Source organism: Mycobacterium sp. E1747 (assembly GCF_001667775.1).
Classification (GTDB): domain Bacteria; phylum Actinomycetota; class Actinomycetes; order Mycobacteriales; family Mycobacteriaceae; genus Mycobacterium.
Map to the genome: position 1 here is coordinate 18,703 of NZ_LZJI01000130.1, position 24,862 is coordinate 43,564.

The following is a 24,862-nucleotide window of genomic DNA, read 5'->3' on the forward strand; positions in this document are numbered from 1 at the left end:
GCTATGGGTAAGACGACCCCGAAGGGACGCCCGGGCGCACCCGTGGGCCAGGCGAAGCGGCCCACGTGGATGGTGGGCGGGGCCACGATCCTCACCTTCGTCGCGCTGCTCTACCTCATCGAGCTCATCGATCAGCTGACGCGGCATTCGCTGGACGAAAACGGGATCAGGCCGCTCGAGGTCAACGGGCTGTGGGGGATCGTCTTCGCCCCGGTCCTGCATGCCAACTGGCAGCATCTGATGGCCAACACGATCCCGCTCTTGGTGCTCGGTTTTCTGATGACGCTGGCCGGGCTGAGCCGGTTCGTCTGGGCCACGGCGATCGTGTGGATCCTCGGCGGTTTCGGCACCTGGCTGATCGGCAACGTGGGCAGCTCCTGTGGGCCGACCGACCACATCGGGGCCTCCGGCCTGATCTTCGGCTGGCTGGCCTTCCTGCTCGTGTTCGGGATCTTCGTGCGCAGGTTCGCCGACATCGCGATCGGGTTGGTGGTGTTGTTCGCATACGGCGGCGTGCTGCTGGGTGCCATGCCGGTACTGGGCCGGTGTGGCGGCGTGTCATGGCAGGGCCACCTCTGCGGCGCGATCGCCGGTGTCGTCGCGGCGTATTGGTTGTCCGCGCCGGAACGCAAGGCCCGCGCGAAGAGAAAAGCCGGCGCCCTGACGCCGCGCCCCAAGACATGAGCTCGCCGTTGGCGCCCGTCGGGGTCTTCGATTCCGGCGTCGGGGGACTGACCGTGGCGCGGGCCATCATCGACCAGCTGCCCGACGAGGACATCGTCTACGTCGGCGACACCGGCCACGGGCCGTACGGTCCACTCACCATCCCCGAGGTCCGCGCGCATGCGCTGGCCATCGGCGACGACCTGGTGGGCCGCGGCGTCAAGGCTTTGGTGATCGCCTGCAACACCGCGTCGGCGGCCTGCCTGCGGGACGCCCGCGAGCGTTACGACGTGCCGGTCGTCGAGGTGATCCTGCCGGCGGTGCGCCGCGCGGTCGCCACGACGCGCAACGGTCGCATCGGCGTGATCGGCACGCGGGCGACCATCAACTCGCACGCCTACCAGGACGCGTTCGCCGCCGCCCGCGACACCGAGATCACCGCGGTGGCCTGCCCACGCTTCGTCGACTTCGTCGAGCGCGGCGTGACCAGCGGTCGTCAGGTGCTCGGGCTGGCCGAGGGCTATCTGGAGCCGCTGCAGCGCGCCCAGGTCGACACCTTGGTGCTCGGGTGCACGCACTACCCGCTGCTGTCCGGGTTGATTCAGCTGGCGATGGGCGAGCACGTGACGCTGGTGTCCAGCGCCGAGGAAACCGCGAAGGAGGTGCTGCGGGTGCTCACCGAGCGCGACCTGCTGCGTCCGCATGACGCGCCGCCCGCGACCCGGGTCTTCGAAGCCACCGGCGACCCCGAGGCATTCACCAAGTTGGCGGCCCGATTCCTGGGGCCCGCGGTCACCGGTGTGCAACCCGTCCATCACGTGCGGAGCGAGTAGTGGCGGCGAGATTCTCATCACATGAATGCGGCAATGTTTTCGTCACGGCCCCATCGGGCATGGCACAGTAGTGTCCGTGCGAATAACCGTGCTCGGCTGCTCGGGCAGCGTGGTGGGGCCGGATTCGCCTGCGTCGGGATATCTGCTCCGGGCACCGGACACTCCGCCGTTGGTCATCGACTTCGGCGGCGGCGTATTAGGCGCGCTGCAGCGCTTCGCCGACCCGGCCTCCGTGCACGTGCTGTTGTCGCATTTGCACGCCGACCACTGCCTCGATCTGCCCGGCCTGTTCGTGTGGCGCCGGTATCACCCCTCGCGCCCCGGCGGCAAGGCGTTGTTGTACGGCCCGGGTGACACCTGGTCCCGGTTGGGCGCCGCGTCGTCGCCGTATGGCGGCGAGATCGACGACTGCTCAGACATTTTCGACGTGCGGCACTGGGTCGACGGCCAACCCGTGACCTTCGGATCGCTCACGGTGACGCCGCGGGTGGTGGCCCACCCGACGGAGTCCTACGGCATGAGGATCACCGATTCGTCCGGTGCCTCGTTCGTTTACAGCGGCGACACCGGTATGTGTGATCAGCTGGTCGAGCTCGCCCGCGACGCCGACGTCTTCCTCTGCGAAGCCTCATGGACACACTCGCCGGACCGGCCACCCGCTCTGCACCTGTCGGGCACCGAGGCCGGCCGGGCCGCCGCGCAAGCCGGCGTCCGCGAGCTGCTGCTCACCCACATCCCGCCGTGGACCTCGCGTGAGGACGTGATCAGCGAGGCCAAGGCCGAGTTCGATGGTCCCGTGCATGCGGTGGTGTGCGGAGAAACGTTCGACATCCGCCGCTCTGAAAGGGTTTGAGCGCCCCGCGTTAGGGTTGGCGTCGTGACCAGACGAGAAGACGGCCGCCTCGACGACGAGCTTCGCCCCGTAGCCATCACCCGCGGGTTCACCGACCACCCGGCGGGGTCGGTGCTGATCGAATTCGGCCACACCAAGGTCATGTGCACCGCCAGCGTCACCGAGGGCGTGCCGCGCTGGCGCAAGGGGTCGGGACTGGGGTGGCTGACCGCGGAGTACGCGATGCTGCCCTCGGCCACCCACACGCGCTCCGACCGGGAGGCTGTGAAGGGTCGGCTGTCCGGGCGCACCCAGGAGATCAGCCGGCTGGTGGGCCGCTCGCTGCGGGCCTGCATCGACCTGGCGGCGTTGGGGGAGAACACAATAGCCGTCGACTGCGACGTGCTACAGGCCGACGGCGGCACCCGCACCGCCGCCATCACGGGCGCCTTCGTCGCGCTCTCCGATGCTGTGACCTACCTGGCCGCGGCCGGCAAGCTGTCCGACCCCCGGCCGCTGTCGTGCGCCATCGCGGCGGTCAGCGTCGGGGTGGTCGACGGGCGAATTCGGGTGGACCTGCCCTACGAGGAAGACGCGCGGGCTGAGGTCGACATGAACGTCGTCGCAACCGACACCGGGACTCTCGTGGAGGTGCAGGGGACCGGCGAGGGAGCGACCTTCCCGCGTTCGACGCTGGACAAAATGCTCGACGTGGCGCTGGCCGGCTGCGACAAGTTGTTCGCCGCCCAGCGTGAGGCGCTGGCCCTGCCGTACCCGGGCGAGCTGCCCGATGGCTCCCCGCAGCCGAAGGCGTTCGGCAGCTGACGCGTCGGCGACGATGGGAACGATGAGGACGAGTGGCGCTCGTAGCAAGCTCCTGGTCGCCAGCCGCAACCCCAAGAAGCTGGGGGAGCTGCGCCGGGTGCTCGACGTGGCGGGCCTGACGGGGCTGACGGTGGTGTCTTTGGACGACGTGCCCGCGTTCGACGAGGCGCCCGAGACGGGCGCCACCTTTGAGGACAACGCGTTGGCCAAGGCACGCGATGCGTTCGCCGCGACGGGCCTGGCCTCGGTTGCCGACGACTCCGGTCTGGAGGTGGCCGCGTTGAACGGTATGCCCGGCGTGCTCTCGGCGCGCTGGTCGGGCAACCACGGCGACGACGCCGCCAACACCGCGCTGCTGCTGGCGCAGCTGCGTGACGTGCCCGACGACCGCCGCCACGCGGCGTTCGTGTCCGCCTGTGCCCTGGCGGGGCCGTCCGGCGAGGTCGTCGTCCGTGGCGAGTGGACCGGAACGATCGCGCGAGAACCGCGGGGCGACGGCGGTTTCGGCTATGACCCGGTCTTTCTTCCCGATGGCTCGGACCGCACCGCGGCGGAGCTCAGCCCCGAGGAGAAGGACGTGGTCTCGCATCGCGGTCGCGCGCTGGCACTGCTGGTGCCGGCGCTGCGCGACCTGGCCTAGGGCCCGCCGAGTGTGAAGCCAGCCGCACGCTCGTCGCGCCGAGTGTGAGGCCAGCCGCACACTCGAGCCCTAGATTCCGAAGCGGGCCTTTACGTCCCTGGTCTGGAAGTGCTCGACGATGATGCCGACCAGTGGGATGGTCCCGGCAAGCAACACACCGATCGTCTTGGCAATCGGCCACCGCACCTTGATCGCCAGATTGAACGCAGCCAGGACGTAGATGAAGTAGACCCAGCCGTGGACCACCTCGATCCAACGGATCTCGTGGTGGAAGGCGATATGCGAGACGATCTCGTAGCACAGCGCGATCAGCCAGAGGCCTGTCGCCCACGCCATGATCCGGTAGCCGAGCAACGCGGTGCGGATCTTCTCGACGGGGAAGGCCGATGCGGGCGCCCCGGGCGTCTCGGGTGTGGTCATGCGGTGGTCCTGTTCTGTTTCTCGGTGTCGTGTTTGGCCAGCTCGGCCAGGTAGGCGTTGTACTCCGCAAGCGCGGGGTCGTCGGTCGGGGGCTGCATCGGTCTGGGCCGCTCCGGCAGCAGGCCCGCGGGTATTTCGGTGAGCGCCGAGTCGTGTCGCGGCTCGGGCGGCAGCTCTTCGTAGCGCACGTACTTGCGGTAGGCGTAGACGCAGAACCAGGCGAACAGCGGCCACTGCAGCGCGTAGCCGAGGTTTTGGAACGTGCCCGAGACGGACTGGAACCTGGTCCACTGCCACCAGCCCAGAGCCAGGCAACCGCAGGCAGCGACGATCACCAGGGCGATCAGCGCCGGCCTGCGACGATGCGTAGTGGACACCCCTTGACGGTACCGCTCGCGATTTGGGTCCGACGAATTCGTCGAGGCGCGCCACCGGCGGGTCGGTCCGTGGACCGAGCGGTACGATCGGCAGGCTGCGGGCGTGGTGGAATTGGCAGACACCCCGGCTTTAGGTGCCGGTGCTCGAGAGAGCGTGGGGGTTCGAGTCCCTCCGCCCGCACCATTGGTTCGCCTTCGCCAGGCGTTAAACCCTCGATGCGGGGTACGTGCAATGCACGGGACACGAGGGAGACACCATGGCCGCCGGAAACGACGAAGCACTTACCGATAAAGAAGCACTTACCGATAAAGATGTCGAGCGAGCAGAACGCCGGGCCGCGGCGGCGCGCAATCGCGCGGCGCTCGCCGGGCTCTCGGCCGCTCGCAGCTTCGAGGAATCGGCCTTTTGGCACGAACGGGTGGCACGGGTAGCAAGACTGGGCCGTCGAACAAAACGTGTCGCACGTAAACGTGCACCGCGAGTCGGCCGCTTACCACCGCGAATTCGCGGCCGAGGACCGCAAGCTGGCCGAGCTGAAGCGAAATGAGTCCGAGGCGGACCTGGCACTCGACGCCGACTACTAGGCATCCAAGAAGCGAGCACGAACCTCCGGCGGCGGTAGCGGACACGTGTCGTACTTGCCGAAGATGCGGTAGCGGACGCCGGCGATCCGGTCGTAGAGCCAGTCGCGCAGGTGAGCGGGGATGACGCGGGCCGCCGTAAGCACCTTCCAGGGCCCACCAAGATAATCCACCACCCGCAGGGCCGCCGCGGATCGGACGGCGACGCGTTCTCCGGGCTGCTCGGGCTCGTCGACGAACACCACCGAGTCCACGTCTTTGACCGCCGGGTGCCGGGCAAAGACCTGCAGGGCGAAGTCGCTGTCGAGGGCCGCGAAGCGCAGCGTGCCGTGGGGATCGAACCGAAGTATCGTCCGCACCGCCGCATTACAGACGCCGCAGACGCCGTCGTAGAGCAACACCGGCGGAACCGATTCGCCGCTCACACACCCAGGCTACCCATCGACCGTCGATAACCTGGGTTTGACCTTTGGTAAGGCAACCCTTAGTTTGTGGGCGGTAGCGTATTCGGCGAGGGGTCCGCCCGCCCGTCCGTTCGCTGAGGTCGTCGCGCAGGTGAGCGACGCGAGAAAGGACCGTTGATGGCACGCGGATTCTCCGGTGTGATGCTGCGAAGCTTCGGTGCTCGCGACCACGTCGCGACGGTGCTCGAAACCGTGCACATCGCACCGCATTTCGTGCGGGTGCGGATGACATCACCGACGCTGTTCGAGGACGTGGATGCCGAACCCGCCGCCTGGCTGCGGTTCTGGTTTCCCGATCCGGACGGATCCAACACCGAGTTCCAGCGCGCCTACACCATCTCCGAGGCCCACGTCCCCAGTGGCCGTTTCGCGGTCGACATCGTGTTGCACGAACCCGCCGGCCCGGCGTCGAAGTGGGCACGCACCGTGGAACCTGGCGCGACGATCGCCGTCATGGCGCTGATGGGCTCGTCGCGGTTCGACGTGCCCGATGAGCAGCCGGCCGGCTACCTGCTGATCGGTGACTCGGCGTCGATCCCCGGCATGAACGGGATCATCGGGGTCGTTCCCGACGACGTGCCGATCGAGATGTATCTCGAGCAACACGACGACCACGACGCCCTGATCCCGATCGCGCCGCACCCCCGCCTGCGAGTGCATTGGGTGGCCCGCCGCGACGAGAAATCCCTTGCCGCGGCCATCGACAACCGCGACTGGTCCAACTGGTACGCGTGGGCCACACCCGAGGCAACCGTGCTCAAGCACGTCCGCACGCGGCTGCGTGACGAGTTCGGCTTCCCCAAGTCCGAGATACACGCCCAGGCCTACTGGAGCGCCGGTCGGGCGATGGGCACCCGCCGCGGCGACGACGAGCCAGACGCCACGAATGACATTGCGCAGGAAATAATTTCGTCACCGCAACCGCCCGACCAGGCGACCGCCCCCGCTGCACGCGGCAGTTGGCGCGCCCAGGCCGCCGGCCGGTTGCTTGCGCCGCTGCGCTCGGCCCTAATCCTTTCCGGCGTGCTACAGGCCGTGATCACGGTGGTCCAGCTGGCGCCGTTCGTGCTGCTGGTCGAGCTGTCCCGCCTGCTGGTGGCCGGGGCGCCCGCGTCCCGGCTCTGGGACGTCGGGATCGCGGCGGTTGCATTACTGGGAATGGGCACCGTCTTGGGCGCGGCGCTCACGTTGTGGCTGCACGTCGTCGACGCGCGGTTCGCCGCCGACCTACGGTCGCGGTTGTTGCGCAAGCTATCCCGCTTGCCGCTGGGCTGGTTCACCGCGCGGGGATCGGGCTCGATCAAGCAACTGTTGCAAGACGACACGCTGTCGCTGCACTATCTGGTCACCCACGCCATCCCCGACGCGGTCGCGGCGATCATCGCCCCGGTGGCGGTGCTGTTCTACCTGTTCGTCGTCGACTGGCGAGTGGCGCTCGTGCTGTTCCTGCCCGTTCTGGTCTATTTGGTGTTGACGTCGTCACTGACCATTCAGTCGGGCCCGCGCATCCCGCAATCGCAGCGCTGGGCCGAAAAGATGACCGGCGAAGCCGGCGCGTACCTGGAGGGCCAGCCGGTGATCCGCGTCTTCGGCGGTGCGGCCGCCTCCAGCTTCCGCCGACGGCTCGACGAATACGTCGAATTCCTCGTCTCCTGGCAGCGGCCGCTGGCCGGTAAGAAGACGTTGATGGATCTGGTCACCCGACCCTCGACCTTCTTGTGGCTCATCATGCTCACGGGGACCCTGCTCACCGTCACGGGCCGGATGGATCCGGCCAATCTCCTGCCATTCCTATTGCTGGGCACCACCTTCGGCGCGCGCCTGCTGGGGATCGCGTACGGCGTGGGCGGCATCAGCGCCGGCATGCTGGCCGCCCGGCGCCTGCAGAACACGCTCGACGAACCCGAACTGGCCGTGCAACCGCAAGGCGCACCTCAGGACTCGTCGGACACGGTGGTGTTCGACGGCGTCAGCTTCGGCTATCGCCCGGGCGTACCGGTGATTAGCGACGTGTCGCTGAGGCTGCGGCACGGCACGGTCACCGCCCTCGTCGGCCCGTCCGGGTCCGGCAAGTCCACGCTGGCCGCGCTGCTGGCCCGGTTCCACGACGTCGAGCAGGGCGCGATCCGTGTTGCGGGGCGCGACATCCGATCGATGACCGCCGACGAGCTCTACGCGAAGGTCGGCTTCGTCTTGCAGGAGACGCAGCTGGTGCACGGCACCGTCGCGGAGAACATCGCGCTGGCCGTCCCGGATGCCACCGCGACGCAGATCCAGGAGGCGGCGCGCCAGGCCCAGATCCACGACCGCATCACGCGATTGCCGGACGGTTACGACACCGTGCTGGGCGCGGGAACGGGGTTGTCGGGCGGCGAACGGCAGCGGCTCACCATCGCCCGCGCAATGCTGGCGGACACCCCGGTCCTGATCCTCGACGAGGCCACCGCGTTCGCCGACCCCGAATCCGAATATCTTGTGCAGCAAGCGCTTAGTCGGCTGACCCGGGATCGCACCGTCCTGGTGATCGCCCACCGCTTGCACACGATCACCGGAGCAGACCAGATAGTCGTGCTCGACCACGGCCGGATCGCCGAATGCGGCACGCATGACGAGTTGCTGGCCAGCGACGGCCGATACCGGCGGCTGTGGGAGGGCGGCCGGCGGGACCGGATCACCGCCACCACGGTGCGGGAGGGGACGCGATGATTCGCACCTGGTTAGGGCTGGTGCCCGCGGATCGCCGAGCCAAGGTCATCGCCTACGTTGTGCTCGCGTTGCTCTCCGTGGTGGTGCGGGCGGCGGCCACTGTCCTGCTGGTGCCGTTGGTGGGCGCCCTGTTCGGCGATCCGCACCGCGCGCTGGGCTGGCTCGGCTGGCTCACGGCCGCCACCGTCGTCGGATGGGTGATCGACACGGCGACCGCGCGCATCGGCTTCGACCTCGGGTTCGCCGTCCTCGACCACAGCCAGCACGACGTGGCGGACCGGCTGCCCGGAGTGCGGCTCGACTGGTTCACCGCCGAGCAGACCGCGACGGCGCGCCAGGCGATCGCCGCAACCGGACCGGAACTGGTCGGCCTCGTCGTCAACCTGCTGACGCCGCTGACCTCCGCCATCCTGCTGCCCGCGGCCATCGCGGTCGCCCTCCTCCCGATCTCGTGGCAGCTCGGCGCGGCCGCGCTCGGCGGCGTGCCGCTGCTCCTGGGTGCGCTGTGGGCCTCGGCCCGACTGACGCGGCGGGCCGACGCCGCGGCCGACGAAGCCAACGGCGCGCTCACCGAGCGGATCATCGAATTCGCCCGTACCCAGCAGGCGCTGCGGGCCGCACGAAGGGTCGAACCGGCGCGCAGCCTGGTCGGCGATGCGCTCGCCGCGCAACACGGGGCGACCATGCGCTTGCTGTCCATGCAGGTTCCCGGCCAGCTGCTGTTCAGCCTGGCCAGCCAGCTCTCGCTCATCCTGCTGGCGGGCGCGACCGCGGCGCTGACGGTGGACAAGAGCCTGTCGGTGCCCCAGGCCATCGCCCTGATCGTCGTGATCGTGCGCTACCTCGAACCGTTCACCACGATCAGTGAATTGGCGCCGGCTTTGGAGAGCACCCGCGCCACGCTCGATCGCATCCGTTGCGTGCTTACGGCGCCACTGATGAACTCCGGTGCCGCCACGCTGCCCGTCACCTCGGCGGCGCCCCGCATCGAGTTCGACGACGTCGAGTTCCGGTATGACGGTGCAACCGCGCCGGTGCTCGACGGGGTGAACTTCGCCCTGGCGCCAGGGAGCACGACGGCGATTGTCGGACCGTCCGGATCGGGCAAGAGCACCATCCTGGCGCTGATCGCCGGACTGTACGAACCGACCCGCGGCCGGGTCCTGATCGACGGCATCGATGCCGCGACGCTGGACGCCGAGGCCCGCCGGGCGGCGAGCAGCGTCGTGTTCCAGCACCCCTACCTGTTTCACGGGTCGATTCGTGACAACGTGTCCGCCGGGGATCCCGGCGCCGGCGATGACCAGTTCAAGCGGGCCGTGGCCCTTGCCCGCGTCGACGAACTCATCGGCCGCTTACCCGACGGCGCGGACACGATCGTCGGCGAAGCCGGCTCGGCGCTGTCCGGGGGCGAGCGCCAACGGGTCAGCATCGCGCGGGCGCTGCTCAAGCCGTCGCCGATACTGCTGGTCGACGAGGCGACCAGCGCTTTGGACACCGAGAACGAGGCCGCGGTGGTCGACGCGCTGACACTCGATCCGCGGCCGCGCACTCAGGTGATCGTGGCGCACCGGTTGGCCAGCATCAGTCACGCGGACCGCGTCCTGTTTCTGGACGACGGTCGGGTGATCGAGGACGGGACGGTCGGCGAATTGCTCGCGGCGGGTGCACGTTTCGACGAGTTCTGGCGGCAGCAGCATGAGGCCGCCGAATGGCGCATTCTCGCCGACTAATTTCCGGCAGTTGTGCTCGGCCGCGGCAGTCAACCGATCCGTGAGCTGGAAACGCTGGAACTGGTCGGCTGAGACCTCTACAGGCCGTCGGTGAAGTCCGCCGTCAACCACCGGTCGGGGCGGATGGTGAACAGCAGCTCTTCGACGCCCTCCATGCTTTGCACGAAGGTGCGGCCCCCCTCCTCGCCGAGGTAACGGATCGCGGTGGCCAACGCTACGTCGGCCGGCGCCGGATTGGTGGTGTCGACGATCGTGCCCTCGACCACCACGTACTGATACGGCAGCTCCTCGCGCTGAACCACCAGCGTCACCTTGCCGGCTCGCTCGATCAGCCGCGCCTTGCGGCTCGATGCCCCTGTCATGATCTGCACGTTGCCGCCGGGCGTGTAGGCGTACCAAATCGGGACGCTGGCCGGTGGCCGACCGTCATCGGCGTCGACGGACAGCACCGCGACGTGCGTGGCGGCAAGAAATTCCTCGTTCGCTTTCGGTGAAGTGCTTCATGTGGCCTGCAATCCCCGAACCCGGCCATCTATTCCCCTCGGCGCGATCGCCCGAGCGTGGCGACGCCCGCATCGACGGCCCGGCAAAGCGCCTCGAAGTCAGAGGGTGTCCACGACCGAGGCGACGATCCGCTGGTTGGTTTCTTCGACCAGGGGAACGGTCTCGTTCAGACCGTACGCTGCGCCGCTTTCACGAGGTTGGATCCGATGATCAACCGCTGAATCTCGCTGGTGCCCTCGTAGAGCCGCAACAGCCGCACGTCGCGGTAGATGCGCTCGACGGGGACCCCACGCATGTAACCGCTGCCGCCATGCACCTGGACCGCGAGATCGGCCACGTTGCCGGCCATTTCGGTGCAGAACAGCTTCGCCGCCGAGGGCGCGACCCTGCGGTCCTCGCCGGATACCCAGAGCCGCGCGGCCTCACGCACCAGCGCGCGTCCGGCGAGCACCCCGGTCTGCTGGTCGGCGATCATCGCCTGAACCAACTGGAACTGTCCGATCGGCGTGCCGCCCTGCGTCGCGGTGGCGGCATAGGAGACGGACTCGTCGAGTGCGCGTTGCGCGGCGCCAACCGCGAGGGCGGCGATGTGGACCCGGCCTCGGGCCAGCGAGGTCATCGCGGCTCGATAGCCGATGTCTTCGCTGCCGCCGATCAGTGCGCCGCCCTCGACCCGGACGTCGTTGAAGCTGACGTCGGCGGTCCACGCGCCTTCCTGGCCCATTTTGGCGTCCTTGGTGCCGACTTCGACGCCCGGCGCGTCACCGGGGACGAGGAATACCGCGATTCCGGGCCCCTCGTCGTCGGCCGGCCGGGAGCGCGCGAAGACCACGAACAGGTCCGCGACGGGCGCGTTGGTGATGAACCGCTTCTGCCCGGAGATCACCCAATCGCCTTGGTCGCGGACGGCTTTGGTCCGCAGTCCGGCCGGATTCGATCCGGCGCCCGGCTCGGTCAACGCGAACGAGGCGACGACGTCGCCGGACGCCATCGATTCCAGCCAGCGGGCCTTCTGCTCGTCCGTGCCGAAGCCGACCAGGACCTGGCCCGCGATGCCGTTGTTGGTGCCGAACATCGAGCGCAATGCCAGCGACGTGTAACCCATCTCCATCGCCAGCTCGACATCTTGCATCAGGTTCAGCCCGAGGCCGCCCCACTGTTGCGGAACCGCGTATCCGAACAAGCCCATTTTCTTGGCCTGGTCACGCAGGTCATCGGGTACCCGATCCTCGGTGAGGATCTCCTGTTCGCGCGGGACCACGGCCGTACGAACGAAGTGTCGGGTCTGGGCCAGGATGTCCTGGAAATCGTCGTCGGAGACCTCGGGTTGTTCGGCGGTGGTCATAGGCGGACGCTCCATCGTTGGCAGTGGCGGTCGTTCGGCCGCGAGCGGCCGGCCGGTTCAACGGCCCGGGTGGGAACCCGGCACCGGAGCAGATCCTATATGAAATATGATATTCGATTGCCGGGGCGTCCCCGGGACGAAAGCACAGGGAGGCGGGAATCAGGTGTCGATGCTGACAGGTCAGACCGCGGTGATCACCGGCGGTGCGCAGGGACTGGGTCTGGCCATCGCGGAACGCTTTGTCGCCGAGGGCGCGCGAGTTGTGCTGGGCGACGTCAATCTCGAAGAAACCCAGGTGGTGGCGAAGCAGCTGGGGGGCGACGATGTCGCGGTCGCGGTGCGATGCAATGTCACGCAGGCAGCCGACGTCGAGACCCTGATTCAGACCGCCGTGGAGCGTTTCGGCGGCCTGGACATCATGGTCAACAACGCCGGGATCACTCGGGACGCGACGATGCGCAAGATGACCGAGGAGCAGTTCGATCAGGTCATCGCCGTGCATCTGAAGGGAACGTGGAACGGGACCCGGTTGGCCGCCGCCGTCATGCGGGAAAACAAGCGGGGCGTCATCATCAACATGTCCTCGGTGTCGGGGAAGGTCGGCATGGTCGGCCAAACCAACTATTCGGCGGCCAAGGCCGGCATCGTCGGCATGACCAAGGCGGCCGCCAAAGAGTTGGCCTACCTGGGCGTCCGGGTGAACGCGATCGCACCCGGTTTGATCCGCTCCGCGATGACCGAGGCCATGCCGCAGCACATATGGGATTCCAAGGTTGCCGAGGTGCCGATGGGTCGGGCCGGCGAACCCAGCGAGGTCGCCAGCGTGGCGCTCTTCCTGGCGTCCGACCTGTCCTCGTACATGACCGGGACCGTCATGGAGATCACCGGAGGTCGGCACCTATGAGCGCGATGCGCGAGACAGTCATCTGTGAACCCGTGCGCACCCCCATCGGCCGCTACGGCGGGGTGTTCAAGTCGCTGACCGCCGTCGACCTGGGCGTGGCCGCGCTGAAGGGTCTCCTCGAACGAACCGGAATCTCGCCCGACGCGGTGCAGGACGTCATCCTCGGCCACTGCTACCCGAGCAGTGAGGCGCCGGCGATCGGTCGGGTGGTGGCGCTGGATGCCGGGCTGCCGGTCACCGTCCCCGGGATGCAGGTCGATCGCCGATGCGGGTCGGGCCTGCAGGCGGTGATTCAGGCGTGCATGCAAGTTGGCAACGGCGATCACGATCTCGTCGTCGCCGGCGGCTGCGAAAGCATGAGCAACGTCGCGTTCTATTCCACCGACATGCGTTGGGGCGGCGCGCGAACCGGTGTCCGGGTACACGACGGGCTGGCGCGTGGCCGCACCACCGCCGGTGGCAAGCACTATCCGGTGCCGGGCGGGATGCTCGAGACCGCGGAGAACTTGCGGCGCCAGTACAGCATTCCGCGGCTGGAACAGGACGAGCTCGCGGTGCGATCGCACCAGCGCGCGGTGGCAGCGCAGAAGGACGGCATCCTGGCCGAGGAGATCATCGCGGTCGCGGTCCGCACCCGACAGGGTGAGGAATTGGTCGACACCGACGAGCATCCGCGCGCCGACACCTCGGTGGAATCGTTGAGTAAGCTCAAACCCGTTCTGCTGGGCGAGGATCCGGAGGCGACCGTGACGGCCGGCAACTCCAGCGGCCAGAACGACGCGGCATCGATGTGCGTGGTGACCACCCCAGCGAAGGCGGCCGAATGCGGGCTGACGCCGTTGGTCCGCTTGGTGTCGTGGGGGTCGGCCGGGGTGGCGCCCAACGTCATGGGCATCGGCCCGGTTCCGGCCACCGAAGCCGCCCTGGCCAAGGCCGGTCTGCGGTTGTCCGACATCGACGTCATCGAGCTCAACGAAGCCTTTGCCGCGCAGGCCCTTGCGGTGATGCGCGAATGGAATTTCGGCGCCGCCGACCACGAGCGGACGAACGTGCACGGGTCGGGAATCTCGCTGGGCCATCCCGTCGGCGCGACCGGCGGCCGGATGCTGGCGACGCTGGCGCGCGAACTGGGCCGCCGCCAGGCGCGCTACGGGCTGGAGACCATGTGCATCGGCGGCGGGCAGGGGCTGGCCGCGATCTTCGAGCGGGTCGCCGCGTCGTGACCGCTCCGTTGAGCGGCCTCACCGTCGTCGAGGTGTCCAGTTTCGTCGCCGCGCCGCTGTGCGGAATGACGCTGGGACAGCTTGGCGCGCAGGTGATCCGGGTCGACCCGATCGGCGGTGCCTCCGACGTCCAGCGATGGCCGCTGGCCGCCGGCGGCACGTCGATCTATTGGACCGGCCTGAACAAGGGAAAGCGTTCGGCCACCATCGATCTGCGCTCGGCCGAGGGCCACGAGCTGGTCCAGCGGCTGATCGTCGAGGGCGACGGCATCGTCGTCACCAACGCCGCCGGGCTGTCCTGGCTCGGGCACGACGTGTTGGCCGCCAAGCGTTCCGACGTGATCAGCGTCCAGCTGCTGGGCCGCGGCGACGGGTCCACCGCGGTGGATTACACCGTCAACGCGGGTGTCGGGTACCCGCTCGTCACAGGTCCGGCCGAACACGCCGGCCCGATCAACCACGTGTTGCCGGCCTGGGACGTGTGCTGCGGCCTGTACGCGGCGCTGGCCGTGGTCACCGCCGTCCGGCGCCGCGAGCAGAGCGGGGTGGGCGCGCGCGTCAGCCTCGCGCTGGAGGATGTCGCGCTGGCCACGGCGGGAAACCTCGGGCTGCTGACCGAACCCCAGGTCAACGGCACCCAGCGGCAGCGGCTCGGCAACGCCATCTACGGCCAGTACGGGCAGGACTTCACCAGCAGCGACGGGGTTGGCTTCATGGTTGTCACCCTGACGCGCAGGCACTTTCGCGACCTCGTCGCCGTGACCGGCACGGGTGCGGCGGTGTCGGCGCTCGAGGACGCGCTGGGCGTGGACTTCGGCTCGGAGGGCGACCGCTACCGCTACCGTGACGCCCTGTCCGGGCTGTTCGCCACCTGGTTCGCCGATCACAAGGCCGGCGAGGTCACCGCCGCGCTGTCGGCGACCACGGTGCTGTTCGAGCGGTACCGCACCTTCGCCGAGGCCGCCGCCGATGCCATGGTGACCGCCAACCCGCTGTTTTCCCGGCTGCACCAACCGGGCGTCGGGGACTATTTCGCCCCCGGCCTGCCGGCCGCGTTCGACGGCACGCATCCGCCGAGCGCGCCGGCCCCCGCGCTTGGCCAGGACACCGCCGAGCTGCTCACCGAGCGCCTGGGCTTGACCACCGCGGACATCGCACGCCTGACGAGCGCCCAAACGATAGGGACGGACAACGCATGACGAGACTCGCCCAAACCCTCGGCCTGACCGAGTTCCAGACCGAAATCGTCGCCACGGTCCGGCAATTCGTCGAGAAAGAGGTCATTCCCACCGCGTCGCAGCTCGAGCACGACGACGCCTACCCGCAGCACATCGTCGATCAGATGCGGGATATGGGCCTGTTCGGGCTGATGATTCCCGAGGAATACGGCGGGCTTGGGGAGTCGCTGCTGACCTACGCCCTGTGCGTTGAGGAGTTGGCGCGCGGCTGGATGAGCGTGTCGGGGGTGCTCAACACCCACTTCATCGTGGCCTACATGGTGCGCCAGCACGGGACCGACGCGCAAAAGCAGCGGTTCCTGCCACGCATGGCGACCGGTGAGACCCGCGGCGCGTTCTCGATGTCGGAGCCGGAGCTGGGCTCTGACGTCGCCGCGATCCGAACCCGGGCTCGGCGCGACGCGGACGGAAGCTACACGATCAACGGTCAGAAGATGTGGCTGACCAATGGCGGCAGTTCGACCCTGGTCGCGGTGCTGGTTCGCACCGACGAAGGCGCGGACAAGCCACACCGCAACCTCACTGCCTTCCTCGTCGAAAAGCCAACGGGATTCGGCGAAGTCGTGCCAGGCCTGGTGATACCCGGCAAGATCGACAAGCTGGGCTACAAGGGCATCGACACCACCGAGCTGATCTTCGACGGCTACCGGGCCAACGCCGACGACGTCCTCGGCGGCACCACCGGGCAGGGCTTCTTCCAGATGATGGACGGCATCGAGGTCGGCCGGGTCAACGTGTCGGCCCGGGCCTGCGGTGTCGGCATTCGCGCCTTCGAGCTCGCGGTCCGCTACGCACAACAGCGCCACACCTTCGGTAAGCCCATCGCCGAGCATCAGGCCATCGCATTCCAGCTGGCCGAGATGGCTACCAAAGTCGAAGCGGCGCACCTGATGATGGTCAACGCCGCGCGGCTGAAGGATTCGGGGGAGCGCAACGACGTCGCCGCCGGGATGGCTAAATACCTGTGCAGCGAATATTGCACCGAGGTAACGCAGCAGAGCTTCCGGATCCATGGCGGCTACGGCTATTCCAAGGAATACGAGATCGAGCGGCTGATGCGGGATGCGCCGTTCCTGCTGATCGGCGAGGGCACCAGCGAAATTCAGAAGAACATCATCAGCAAGCGGCTGCTTGCCGAGTACCAGCTGTAGCCATGCCGGTTCCGGATTTCGCCGCACGGCCCCAACTCTCGGACGATGTCGCGCGCTTGATCCGCCAGCGGATCTTCGATGGCACCTACGTCGCGGGGTCCTACGTCCGCCTAGATCAACTCGCCGCCGAGCTGGGCATCAGCGTCACGCCGGTGCGCGAAGCGCTGTTCGCCCTTCGCGCCGAGGGCTTGATCGACCAACGGCCCCGGCGGGGTTTCATGGTGTTGCCGGTGACCGGGCGCGACGTCAACGACGTCGCGAACGTGCAGGCCCACGTCGGCGGCGAACTCGCCGCCCGGGCCGCGATCAACATCACCGACGACCAACTGCGCGAACTCAAACAGATCCAGGCGGAGCTCGAAGACGCCTACGCGGGTGAGGACGACGAGCGGACGGTGCGGCTCAACCATCAATTCCACCGGGCCATCAACCTCGCCGCCGACTCGCCAAAGCTGGCTCAGCTGATGTCCCAGATCACCCGCTACGCACCGGAATCGGTGTTTCCCGCCATCGAGGGCTGGCCGGAACAGTCGATGAGGGACCATCGCCGGATCCTCTCCGCGCTGAAGAAGCGCGACGAGGTGCTCGCCCGCGCGTCGATGTCACAGCATCTCGCAGCGGGCGCGGTCCCCCTGATCGACCATCTCACCGCGCGTGGCGTGGTCGTCGACAGGAGCGGGCCCGCCCCGGCCTAACTGTTGTTTCCCGCGCATGCCTGCGCATATTCTCCCCTGGGAGGGGGCAACGACATATAGCGAGGAACAGTGCCCCGAACGATCCGCACGTCGGCCATATTCGGTGTAGCCGTGGTCGCGATAGCTCTTGCACCGCCGGCCGTCGCCGACACACTCGACCCGATCCCCGGCAACGGTGTCTTTGTCGTGGGCCCCGACATCGCACCGGGCCTCTACCACACGGGCGGCTCGGGATCGGCCTTCGGAGTCTGGATCAACAACGTGCCCACCCAGGACTCGATGTGCTCGTGGTTCACCTACAGCACGCCCGACGCGAACAAGGAGCATGTGCTTCAGACGAACACCTCGATCGGCCCGATGTATGCGAACATCAACACCGCGGTCAAGGCTTTCGAGTCGCAGAACTGTCAGCCCTGGACGCGGGTCTCTTAGGGCGGATCCGTCTCGATCAACACCTCCCGCAGCCGGGCCGGTGTCGACTTGCCGGTGCCTCCGGACCCGAGGCTTGGTAAGCCGATTCGGTGTAAGGCTAGCGCGCGGCCGGGGCCTTGGTCCGCGCCCGCGACCCGGGCGCCTTGGCCGCCTTGCGCGTCCGTGACGGCGCCGCCTTGCCGCCTTTGGCTCCCTTGCCCTCCTCGATCAACCGGCTGGCGTGATCGAGGATGCAGCCAAGGCCGTACTCGAAGTTGGTCTCGTCGGGGGCGCCGATCCGGTGGCCGATTCGGCTGACCTGAGCCAGCAGCGGGGTCTTCTGGGGGTCGATGGCGACGGCGTCCTCAATGGCACGCGCGCCCTCGTCGGAGGATTGGTGCTTTTCGTACAGCCGCTGCAGCACCACCGATCCGCGGACGTGCACCGAAACCGCCGAGTAGGTGTCGAAGGCATCCTCTGGCGAAAGGCCGGCTTCGACGAGGTTGGCGATGGCCTTCTCCATCCCCTCGGCGCCCAGCCGTGCCGCCTTTGGACTGAGCGCAGCGCGAATCAGAATCAGGTCGCACAGAATTGGGTTGCCCATGAATGTTTTCCGCATCAGGCGCGCATGGTTGCGCAACGTCTCGCGCCAGTCGTTGGCCTCGACGTAGGGTGTGGCGAACACGTACTTGCTCAACGCGCGATCGGTCATCGCGTTGAGCAGATCGTCCTTCTTGCGGAAATACCAGTAGATGCTGGTGACACCGACGCCGAGATGTTTGCCCAGCAGCGGCATGCTCAAGTTGTCGATCGACACTCGCTCCGCGAGTTCGAATGCGCCACTGATGATGTCATCGGGGTTGATGGATCCGCGTTCGCGTCGTTGACGCTTGTCGGCGGTGGCCTGCTTTGCCACTACGGGCACCTCCATCACGATGTATCCTGTGCATGCGGTTGGAGAGCCGTGCCAACTCACCTGCCTATACGTAGGCGTGTCGCCGCTCGACGATGGCCGTCAACCGGGCTTCCGTGCGCTTTTCCAACTGCTACTGTAATACCTATCGTAGGCTTTTTGGTAACGACGGCCTGACGGTGAAGACGACCGGGCACAAGCCCATTGGACGAGCCACCCGGTGAGCCACGGATTTAGGCCTGGCAAATCTCGCAACGGTGGTCATTGGTGGCAGCCGTGCGATGGGTTTGGCGGCGCCCCGATGCTTAGCCGATGCCGGCCGCTCGGCGCCTACCCCGCGCCCGCCGCCAGCAGGAGTTGCCACCCCAAGCCACCTCGCAGATCGAGCAGGCGTATCCCCGCCTCGGGCTTGTCGCCGCATAGCAACTCGGCAAAAGACCTGTGCGACAAGCTGACTGACGAGCAAGGGCCCGACCACCAGCCGGTGACCGGGCCCTTGTCACCCCGTTCTTTTTACTGCTGTTCGGCCTTCTCGCGGGCCTCCGCGGACTTGGCCTTGCCCCGCGCCGTCTCGGCCGCAGCTTCCTTCTTCGCCGCGCTGCGCTGCGCGTCGGCCTTGTCCTGCTGCGCCTGGCCCTCGTTGACCAGATCGTTGCGTCCGATGATCGTGCCGACGATCTCCTTGGCCTTGCCGAAGACTGCCTCGACGATGCCCTGGATGGCCTCGATCGGGCCGCTCTTGATGTCCACCATGGCGTTTCCCTCCCTGTCAGTGGGTATCTCTTCCGCTTTCCCAAATCGGCGGTCGGAGAAAACATGGTGCGGACGTGGCGCTCGCCACACCGCGCGACATCAGCGGATTCGTGTGCCGGTGTACCACGGTCGACGATTCGGCCGAGTGCGCAGAGACGCGCTGTTCGGCGCCGGTTCGCGGGGGTGTGGCCGCGGTTGTGGAAACCGGTACCGATAGGTATACGGTATGCGTAAAGACGTCCCAGAATTCGGCGGCGATCGTGAGGAACAAGGTGATCTACGCGTCGGACTGGCCGGTGAGCTGCCCATGCGCCGGGTCATCCCCGAAGCCCGCGCGCTGGATCTACCCGCCGAGGTAGGGGACAACTACCTTTACACCAACGCGTGAGGCTTCTTCTTCGGGAAGGACGACTAACGATGGACCGCTTCGAGCTACGCAGGCTGGATTACAGCCTGTCCGAGGACCACGTCGCCCTGCAGGGAGCCTACAAGCAGTTCTTCAGGACCCACTGCCCGATCGGAACGGTCCGTGCCGCAGAGCAATCCGGTTTCGACAAGACCCTCTGGGAGAGGTTGTGTGGGATGGGCGCCGCCACGATGGCATTGCCCGAGTCGTGCGGCGGCGACGGCGCCACCCTGGTCGACCTCACCGTGGTGGCCGAGGAGATCGGCCGGTCTCTTGCGCCGGTCCCGTGGATCGACCACGTCTGCACCGCGCGGCTGTTGGGGCGCCTCGGCGCGTTGGGAGCGGGCGTCGCCGGGGTGGCCGGGGGCGACCAGCTGGCCGCCCTCGACCCGCGACTCGACGACGGGCCGGGCCCGCGGTTGATTCCCTCGGGGTCGGTCGCCGACCACATCGTCGTCCGCGATGGCGAGAAGGTCGTGCGGTTGGCGTTCGGCACCCGGCCGGCGAAGGTCGACAACATCGGCCGGCTGCCGATGGCGTGGGTGGACCCCGCCGACGCGGGCACCCGTGAGGTCGTCGCCGAGGGGCCCGAAGCGGTGGCCAGTTACCGGCTGGCCCTGGACGAGTGGCGGCTGCTGACCGCGGCGGCGCTCGTCGGGCTGGTGGAGGAGACCATGACCATCGCGGCCGAGTTCGCCAAGACGCGCTACACGTTGGGCGTGCCGATCTCCACGTTGCAGGCGATCTCGCATCCGCTCGCGAACATGGCCATCACCGTGCAGGGTGGCCGGAATCTGGCGCGACGTGCCGCTTGGTTCCTGGACAACGAACCCGACTCAAGACCCGAATTAGCGCCCTCTGCATTCGTTTTCATGGCCGAGGAGGCCGCCAGGGCGGCGACGATGGCCGTTCACATTCAAGGCGGGCTAGGCGTTTCGGCCGAAGCCGCGGCGACGGCGTATCTGGTGCGCGCCAGAGGCTGGCCACTGGCCGGTGGGGATCCGGGCGCGACGGCTCAACGGGTGGCGGAAATCGTGGCCGCCCGCGAGGGCGCGGCGCAGCCGGCATAGGAAGGAATGCGCCGCCCTTCCCGTTCTTCAGGCGATGGCTCCCGACTCCTTCAGTTCCTCGATGCGGTCCCAATCCATGCCGAGCTCCATCAGCACGATCTCGGTGTGCTCGGAGGCCTGCGGCGCCCGCGTGGTCACCAGCGGCTCGTGGTTGAACTGCACCGGGCCGCGCACGACGCGGAAAGGCTTTCCGCCGCTGGCGAGCTCGACCTCGCTGACCATGTCGTTGGCCAGGGCCTGTTCGTCCTCTACCAGGTCGAGCAGGCTCTGGAACGGCGCCCACTGGCCCTTCATCGTCTTCAGGTGTTGCCGCCAATAGTCGAAGGGCTTGCCGGCGAACGCCTTTGCGATCAGCTCGGCGGCCGCGCTGGCGTTCTGAATCAGGGGTAACACCTCGGAGAAGCGGGGATCGTCGGCGGCCTCCGGGATGCCCAGATGCTCGAACGTGTCGCGGATCAAGCCCGTCGGGCTGATGATGCACAGGTTGATGGTGCCGCCGTCGGAGGTTTCGTAGTTGCCCATGAAGGGGTTCACCGACATCGCACCGGCGGCGCCCGGCATCGGGGTGCGCATCACCTGTCCGGTCTCCATGCCCTGGGTCACGCTCGCTCCCGCCGCCCACCAGGCGGTGCTCAGCAGCGACACGTCGAGCTCGAGGGCTTCGCCGGTGCGCTCGCGATGCAGCAGCGCCGCCGAGATGCCGCCGGCGATGAACATGCCGCCGATCGAGTCACCGAAGGCGGGAATGCCTTGCCCCAGTGCGCCGCCCAGCTCCTGCGGGGTCAGCGCGTACCCGATGCCGCTGCGGGTCCAGAACGCCGTCCCGTCGTAGCCGCCCACGTCACGCTCGGCGCCTTTGTCGCCGTACGCCGAACCCCTCGCGTAGACGATGTTCGGGTTCACCGCGCGAAGGTGCTCGACATCGAACTTGTGCTTCTGCCGTTGCGCCGGCATGTAGTTGGTGAGGAACACGTCGGAGGTCTCGGCCAGTTCGTAGATCACCTGCTGACCGCCCGGCGTGGAGACGTCGATGCCGACGCTGCGCTTGCCCCGGTTGGGATGTTCCATCAGCGGGTGCCGCTCGGGATCGAGTTGGATGCCACCCATGTTGATGAAGCCGCGCTGGGTGTCGCCGCGCAGCGGGTGTTCGACCTTGATGACGTCCGCGCCCCAGTCGGCGAGAATCGCCCCCGCCGCCGGGACGAACGTGAACTGCGCGAGTTCCAGGACCCGGAAGCCCGACATAACTTTGACCATTTTCGGACCCTACTTGGCGTTGAACGTCACGGGAAGCGAAGTCGGCGAACGGAAGGGCCTTGGGTCTCGGCATCGTCAGCGAAAAGGCGAGCCAGTGCTTAAGATCGTACTGTAATTCCTACGGTAGTGAACGCGGGCCCACCGCCGGTGACGTGCGCTCCCGGCGGCCGCATCAGCGACCGGCGGAGCCGCTCAGCCGTTCACCGCCTGCTCGCGCGCCCACCGGTAGTCGGCCTTGCCCGACGGGCTGCGCTCGATTGCCGCGCGGAACACGATCGCCTTGGGCAGCTTGTAGCGGGCCAGCGACTGTCCGGCGTGGGCGACCAACTCCTCGGCGTCCGCGCGGGCGCCCTCGGCCAGCGCGACGACGGCGACGACTTCCTGCCCCCACCGCTCGCTGGGCCGTCCGGTGACCACCACGTCGGCCACGGCCGGGTGCGACGCGATCGCCGTCTCGACCTCCTCGACGAAGATCTTTTCGCCGCCGGAGTTGATCGTCACCGAATCGCGGCCGAGCAATTCGATCCTGCCCTCGGGCAGGTGACGCGCCCGGTCGCCGGGAATCGCGTATCGCACCCCGTCGATGACGGGAAATGTCTTGGCGGTCTTGGCCGCATCGCCCTTGTAGCCCAGCGGGACGTAACCGCGTTGCGCCAGCCAGCCCATGCCGTCGTGGCCCGGCCTCAGGATGGTCGCCAAATCCTCGGCCGCCACGAATGTGTCCGGTCCGGCGTTGAAGGTGCCCGTCGACACCGCCCCCGCCATGGACATGTGGTGCATCTGCGCGCCGGTCTCCGATGATCCGACACCGTCGACCACGATGGCGTTCGGCAGGACTTCGATCAACCGTTGCTTGACGAACGGGGTGAGCAACGCGCCCCCGTTGGCCACCACGGCCAGCGACGACACGTCCGCGATGCCCTTCTCGATGGCGGCGACCAACGGGCGGGCCATCGCGTCACCGACCACCGTCACCACGCTTACCCGCTCGCGCTCGATGGTGCGGACCACCTCGTCGGCGTCCAGGCGGTCGACGACGGAGGGGAAGACGACGGATTGTCCGGTCGTGATCGCCGTCATCACAGTCCACTGGGCGGCACCGTGCATCAGCGGCGGCAGGATCATCAACTTGGTGCCGGGGCCCGCGAGCACACCGGCTGCGATCTCCTCGATCGACCCGAACGGCTCGCCCGTCATCATGTTGCGCCCGCCGAAGGAGGTCATGAAGATGTCGTGCTGGCGCCAAAGCACGCCTTTGGGCATTCCCGTTGTTCCGCCGGTGTACAGGACGTAGAGGTCGTCCGGTGAATGCTGCACCGGTGGTGGCTCGGGTGCACACGACGCAAGCGTGCTCTCGTAATCCACTGCGCCGTAGATCAAGTCGTTGCCGGAGTCGTCGGCGATCTGAATGAGCACCCGCAGCTGCGGGAGGTCTGGCAGGATTTCGGCCACCCGTGGCGCGAATGCGGCGTGATAGATCAGCGCGGTCGCCCCCGCATCCGCCAAGAGATACCGCAGCTCGCTCTTGACGTAGCGGAAGTTCACGTTGAAGGGGGCGACTCGGGCCTGGAACGAGCCCAGCAACGCCTCGACGTATTCGTTTCCGTTATAGGCGTAAATGCCGAGTAGGTCCTGGCCGGTCTCATGACCGGGTAGACCGGAGCGCTCGGTGTGACACCCGAGCCCGCGGGAATGCAGGTAAGCGGCGAGACGGTGCGAGCGCTCGATCACCTGCGAATAGCTATACCGCCGTTCACCATGGATCAGCAGCTCCCGGTCCGGGATTGCGGCCGCAACGGCCGCCGCGACGGCGGGGACGGTGAATTGTGTTGCTGTGTCGGACATCAGGCCTTTCAAGGCTGGTGGGGGAGGAGGCGGACCATCAGGCCGTTGGCCTCGGTGAGGAGCGTGCCATCAGCGGCCGTCATCGTCGCGGAGATGAAGATCTTCCTGCCCTCGATCTCGGTGATGTGTCCGCTCGCGGTCAGCGGTTCGTCGATCGGCGTGATATTTCGGTAGTCGACATGCAGGTACGCGGTCCGGGTTGGGGGAGTGCCCGCGGTGGAGACCACCATCCCGAACAGCCAGTCGTATAACAGCGGGATCATGCCGCCGTGTACGGCGTTGTTTCCGCCGACGTGGGCGCGGGTGAAGTGTCCCGCCATGATGACGCCGTCTGGACCGGATTCCGTGATCGTCCAGGGCGGCAGGAGCGGGTGGCCCAGGCCGGGCAGTTCGATGACGCGGCCCGCCGGCGCCATGCCTTCGGGCACCTGGTGACCGTCCAGGAGGGCGCAGGCGTCTTCGACGAGCCGTGCCGCGGTGGTCCATGCCGAGGCGTCCGGATTGCTGGCGAGGGTCAGATCCTGTAGGCGGCGCGTCGCTTCGATGAATCGGCCGAGCCCGTGCGGCGCGTGTTCGGCCGGCTTGATGTCGGGGAATCCGCCGCGAACGCGGGGTGTGGTATCGGTCATCGCCGCGTCCACACGCTGAGCAACTCGTTGGTGGTGATGGTCGCGAGGAGCGACAGGGTGTTGGCGATGATGGCCTCTCCGTACTCGGTCGGCACTTTCATGCCGAAGCCTCCGATTGCCTGATACTAAGCACGTTACAGTAGAGATTTCAGCGGTCGGCCCGCGCACGGCAAGGAGCGAAGTGACTGAAGCGGCCGACACCCGGATCGACGTCATTCGTCACCGGCTTCTCGGCTGTGCTGCAACGCTTCCGGGAAGACCCCGTGGTGACCTCGATCGCGCCACCGGGTCGGCCCGGCATTGCGCGGATCGCGTCGGAAGAGCATTCGACAACGGAGCCGACGCGGTGACCATGCACGGCGCCACACCCGAGGAACTCGAGCATCCGGTTGCGGCGTACCGGGCCGGCTGACCGCGAGGGTGCAACCAGCGACGGATTCCCC

General features: G+C 67.6%; 23 protein-coding genes, 1 tRNA gene and 6 pseudogenes. 19 read left to right on the plus strand and 11 right to left on the minus strand.

Translation table 11 applies throughout. From position 1 onward, the window contains the following. Positions 1–3: 3 nt before the first annotated feature. From A5695_RS13055 to rdgB, 5 genes are all read left to right on the plus strand, one after another. The gene (locus tag A5695_RS13055; protein ID WP_082946051.1) at positions 4–684 is read left to right on the plus strand and encodes a rhomboid family intramembrane serine protease; all 681 of its coding nucleotides are present in this window, start codon (positions 4–6) and stop codon (positions 682–684) included. Next, positions 681–1,496: a glutamate racemase gene (gene murI, locus A5695_RS13060; protein WP_068082186.1), complete on the plus strand. Its 816-nt coding sequence runs from the start codon at positions 681–683 to the stop codon at positions 1,494–1,496. The genes A5695_RS13055 and murI overlap by 4 nt, the downstream gene beginning before the upstream one ends. A gap of 70 nt (positions 1,497–1,566) precedes the next feature. Next, positions 1,567–2,349, plus strand: a complete 783-nt coding sequence (locus A5695_RS13065) for a cyclic nucleotide-degrading phosphodiesterase (protein ID WP_068082189.1) — start codon at positions 1,567–1,569, stop codon at positions 2,347–2,349. Positions 2,350–2,373: 24 nt separating this feature from the next. Further along, positions 2,374–3,153: a ribonuclease PH gene (gene rph, locus A5695_RS13070; RefSeq protein WP_068082192.1), complete on the plus strand. Its 780-nt coding sequence runs from the start codon at positions 2,374–2,376 to the stop codon at positions 3,151–3,153. Positions 3,154–3,175: 22 nt separating this feature from the next. Next, the gene (gene rdgB, locus A5695_RS13075) at positions 3,176–3,793 is read left to right on the plus strand and encodes an RdgB/HAM1 family non-canonical purine NTP pyrophosphatase (RefSeq protein ID WP_068082195.1); all 618 of its coding nucleotides are present in this window, start codon (positions 3,176–3,178) and stop codon (positions 3,791–3,793) included. 69 nt (positions 3,794–3,862) lie between these two features. Here the strand turns inward: rdgB and A5695_RS13080 are convergent, their stop codons facing one another. Next, on the minus strand, positions 3,863–4,213 hold the full coding sequence (locus tag A5695_RS13080; RefSeq protein ID WP_068082198.1) for a DUF3817 domain-containing protein: 351 nt from the start codon (positions 4,211–4,213) through the stop codon (positions 3,863–3,865). Continuing rightward, positions 4,210–4,590 (minus strand): hypothetical protein, encoded by a 381-nt coding sequence (locus A5695_RS13085; RefSeq protein ID WP_068082201.1) that lies wholly within the window; start codon positions 4,588–4,590, stop codon positions 4,210–4,212. Before A5695_RS13085 ends, A5695_RS13080 begins: the two co-directional genes overlap by 4 nt. 97 nt (positions 4,591–4,687) lie before the next feature. On the opposite strand from A5695_RS13085, the gene A5695_RS13090 reads away from it, so the two are divergent. Then, positions 4,688–4,774 (plus strand) — tRNA-Leu (locus A5695_RS13090). A gap of 43 nt (positions 4,775–4,817) precedes the next feature. Next, positions 4,818–5,175, plus strand: a pseudogene (locus A5695_RS30265) (hypothetical protein). Here the strand turns inward: A5695_RS30265 and A5695_RS13100 are convergent. Next, positions 5,172–5,597, minus strand: a complete 426-nt coding sequence (locus tag A5695_RS13100; protein ID WP_068082204.1) for a thiol-disulfide oxidoreductase DCC family protein — start codon at positions 5,595–5,597, stop codon at positions 5,172–5,174. The pseudogene A5695_RS30265 and the gene A5695_RS13100 overlap by 4 nt on opposite strands. Positions 5,598–5,753: 156 nt before the next feature. Here A5695_RS13100 and A5695_RS13105 point away from each other — a divergent pair, with 156 nt between their 5' ends. Together A5695_RS13105 and A5695_RS13110 are read left to right on the plus strand one after the other, a co-directional pair. Then, the gene (locus tag A5695_RS13105; protein WP_068082207.1) at positions 5,754–8,342 is read left to right on the plus strand and encodes an ABC transporter ATP-binding protein/permease; all 2,589 of its coding nucleotides are present in this window, start codon (positions 5,754–5,756) and stop codon (positions 8,340–8,342) included. Further along, the gene (locus A5695_RS13110; protein WP_068082272.1) at positions 8,339–10,075 is read left to right on the plus strand and encodes an ABC transporter ATP-binding protein; all 1,737 of its coding nucleotides are present in this window, start codon (positions 8,339–8,341) and stop codon (positions 10,073–10,075) included. The genes A5695_RS13105 and A5695_RS13110 overlap by 4 nt, the downstream gene beginning before the upstream one ends. Positions 10,076–10,152: 77 nt before the next feature. Here the strand turns inward: A5695_RS13110 and A5695_RS13115 are convergent. After that, positions 10,153–10,579: pseudogene (locus A5695_RS13115) on the minus strand (pyridoxamine 5'-phosphate oxidase family protein). Between the two features lie 166 nt (positions 10,580–10,745). Next, positions 10,746–11,924 (minus strand): acyl-CoA dehydrogenase family protein, encoded by a 1,179-nt coding sequence (locus A5695_RS13120; protein WP_068082209.1) that lies wholly within the window; start codon positions 11,922–11,924, stop codon positions 10,746–10,748. A gap of 106 nt (positions 11,925–12,030) precedes the next feature. Between A5695_RS13120 and fabG the strand changes: the two genes are divergently transcribed. From fabG to A5695_RS13150, 6 genes are all read left to right on the plus strand, one after another. Next, positions 12,031–12,828, plus strand: coding sequence for a 3-oxoacyl-ACP reductase FabG (fabG, locus tag A5695_RS13125; RefSeq protein WP_082946052.1), 798 nt, complete (start codon positions 12,031–12,033; stop codon positions 12,826–12,828). Further along, positions 12,825–14,051: an acetyl-CoA C-acetyltransferase gene (locus tag A5695_RS13130; protein WP_068082213.1), complete on the plus strand. Its 1,227-nt coding sequence runs from the start codon at positions 12,825–12,827 to the stop codon at positions 14,049–14,051. Before fabG ends, A5695_RS13130 begins: the two co-directional genes overlap by 4 nt. After that, positions 14,048–15,250, plus strand: coding sequence for a CoA transferase (locus A5695_RS13135; RefSeq protein ID WP_068082216.1), 1,203 nt, complete (start codon positions 14,048–14,050; stop codon positions 15,248–15,250). Before A5695_RS13130 ends, A5695_RS13135 begins: the two co-directional genes overlap by 4 nt. Further along, positions 15,247–16,440 carry an acyl-CoA dehydrogenase family protein gene (locus A5695_RS13140; RefSeq protein WP_068082219.1) on the plus strand — a complete coding sequence of 398 codons (1,194 nt, stop codon included), beginning with the start codon at positions 15,247–15,249 and terminating at the stop codon, positions 16,438–16,440. Before A5695_RS13135 ends, A5695_RS13140 begins: the two co-directional genes overlap by 4 nt. Before the next feature lie 2 nt (positions 16,441–16,442). Beyond that, a complete protein-coding gene (locus tag A5695_RS13145) occupies positions 16,443–17,135 on the plus strand; it encodes a GntR family transcriptional regulator (RefSeq protein WP_068082223.1) in 693 nt (230 codons plus the stop codon). Between the two features lie 69 nt (positions 17,136–17,204). Beyond that, on the plus strand, positions 17,205–17,567 hold the full coding sequence (locus tag A5695_RS13150) for a hypothetical protein (RefSeq protein WP_068082227.1): 363 nt from the start codon (positions 17,205–17,207) through the stop codon (positions 17,565–17,567). A 97-nt stretch (positions 17,568–17,664) separates the two neighbouring features. On the opposite strand, the gene A5695_RS13155 is transcribed toward A5695_RS13150, so the two are convergent. Further along, positions 17,665–18,477: a TetR/AcrR family transcriptional regulator gene (locus A5695_RS13155; protein ID WP_068082229.1), complete on the minus strand. Its 813-nt coding sequence runs from the start codon at positions 18,475–18,477 to the stop codon at positions 17,665–17,667. Between the two features lie 221 nt (positions 18,478–18,698). Here A5695_RS13155 and A5695_RS29615 point away from each other — a divergent pair. Beyond that, positions 18,699–18,789, plus strand: a pseudogene (locus A5695_RS29615) (short-chain dehydrogenase); the annotation flags it as partial. Between the two features lie 183 nt (positions 18,790–18,972). Here A5695_RS29615 and A5695_RS13160 read toward each other — a convergent pair. Further along, the gene (locus tag A5695_RS13160; RefSeq protein ID WP_068082232.1) at positions 18,973–19,212 is read right to left on the minus strand and encodes a general stress protein CsbD; all 240 of its coding nucleotides are present in this window, start codon (positions 19,210–19,212) and stop codon (positions 18,973–18,975) included. Between the two features lie 263 nt (positions 19,213–19,475). On the opposite strand from A5695_RS13160, the pseudogene A5695_RS28500 reads away from it, so the two are divergent. Together A5695_RS28500 and A5695_RS13165 are read left to right on the plus strand one after the other, a co-directional pair. Beyond that, positions 19,476–19,600: pseudogene (locus tag A5695_RS28500) on the plus strand (amidohydrolase); the annotation flags it as partial. 29 nt (positions 19,601–19,629) lie between these two features. After that, the gene (locus A5695_RS13165) at positions 19,630–20,688 is read left to right on the plus strand and encodes an acyl-CoA dehydrogenase family protein (protein WP_068082235.1); all 1,059 of its coding nucleotides are present in this window, start codon (positions 19,630–19,632) and stop codon (positions 20,686–20,688) included. Positions 20,689–20,715: 27 nt separating this feature from the next. Here the strand turns inward: A5695_RS13165 and A5695_RS13170 are convergent, their stop codons facing one another. The 4 genes and pseudogenes from A5695_RS13170 to A5695_RS28505 all read right to left on the minus strand — a co-directional run. Further along, positions 20,716–21,933 (minus strand): CaiB/BaiF CoA-transferase family protein, encoded by a 1,218-nt coding sequence (locus A5695_RS13170; protein ID WP_068082239.1) that lies wholly within the window; start codon positions 21,931–21,933, stop codon positions 20,716–20,718. Positions 21,934–22,137: 204 nt separating this feature from the next. Beyond that, positions 22,138–23,790, minus strand: a complete 1,653-nt coding sequence (locus A5695_RS13175; protein WP_068082242.1) for an acyl-CoA synthetase — start codon at positions 23,788–23,790, stop codon at positions 22,138–22,140. Positions 23,791–23,798: 8 nt separating this feature from the next. Then, on the minus strand, positions 23,799–24,419 hold the full coding sequence (locus A5695_RS13180) for a PaaI family thioesterase (protein ID WP_068082278.1): 621 nt from the start codon (positions 24,417–24,419) through the stop codon (positions 23,799–23,801). Next, a pseudogene (locus tag A5695_RS28505) lies at positions 24,416–24,514 on the minus strand (cysteine hydrolase); the annotation flags it as partial. The pseudogene A5695_RS28505 and the gene A5695_RS13180, both read right to left, overlap by 4 nt. 138 nt (positions 24,515–24,652) lie before the next feature. Between A5695_RS28505 and A5695_RS28510 the strand changes: the two are divergent. Beyond that, a pseudogene (locus A5695_RS28510) lies at positions 24,653–24,831 on the plus strand (TIGR03857 family LLM class F420-dependent oxidoreductase); the annotation flags it as partial. Positions 24,832–24,862 lie beyond the last annotated feature (31 nt).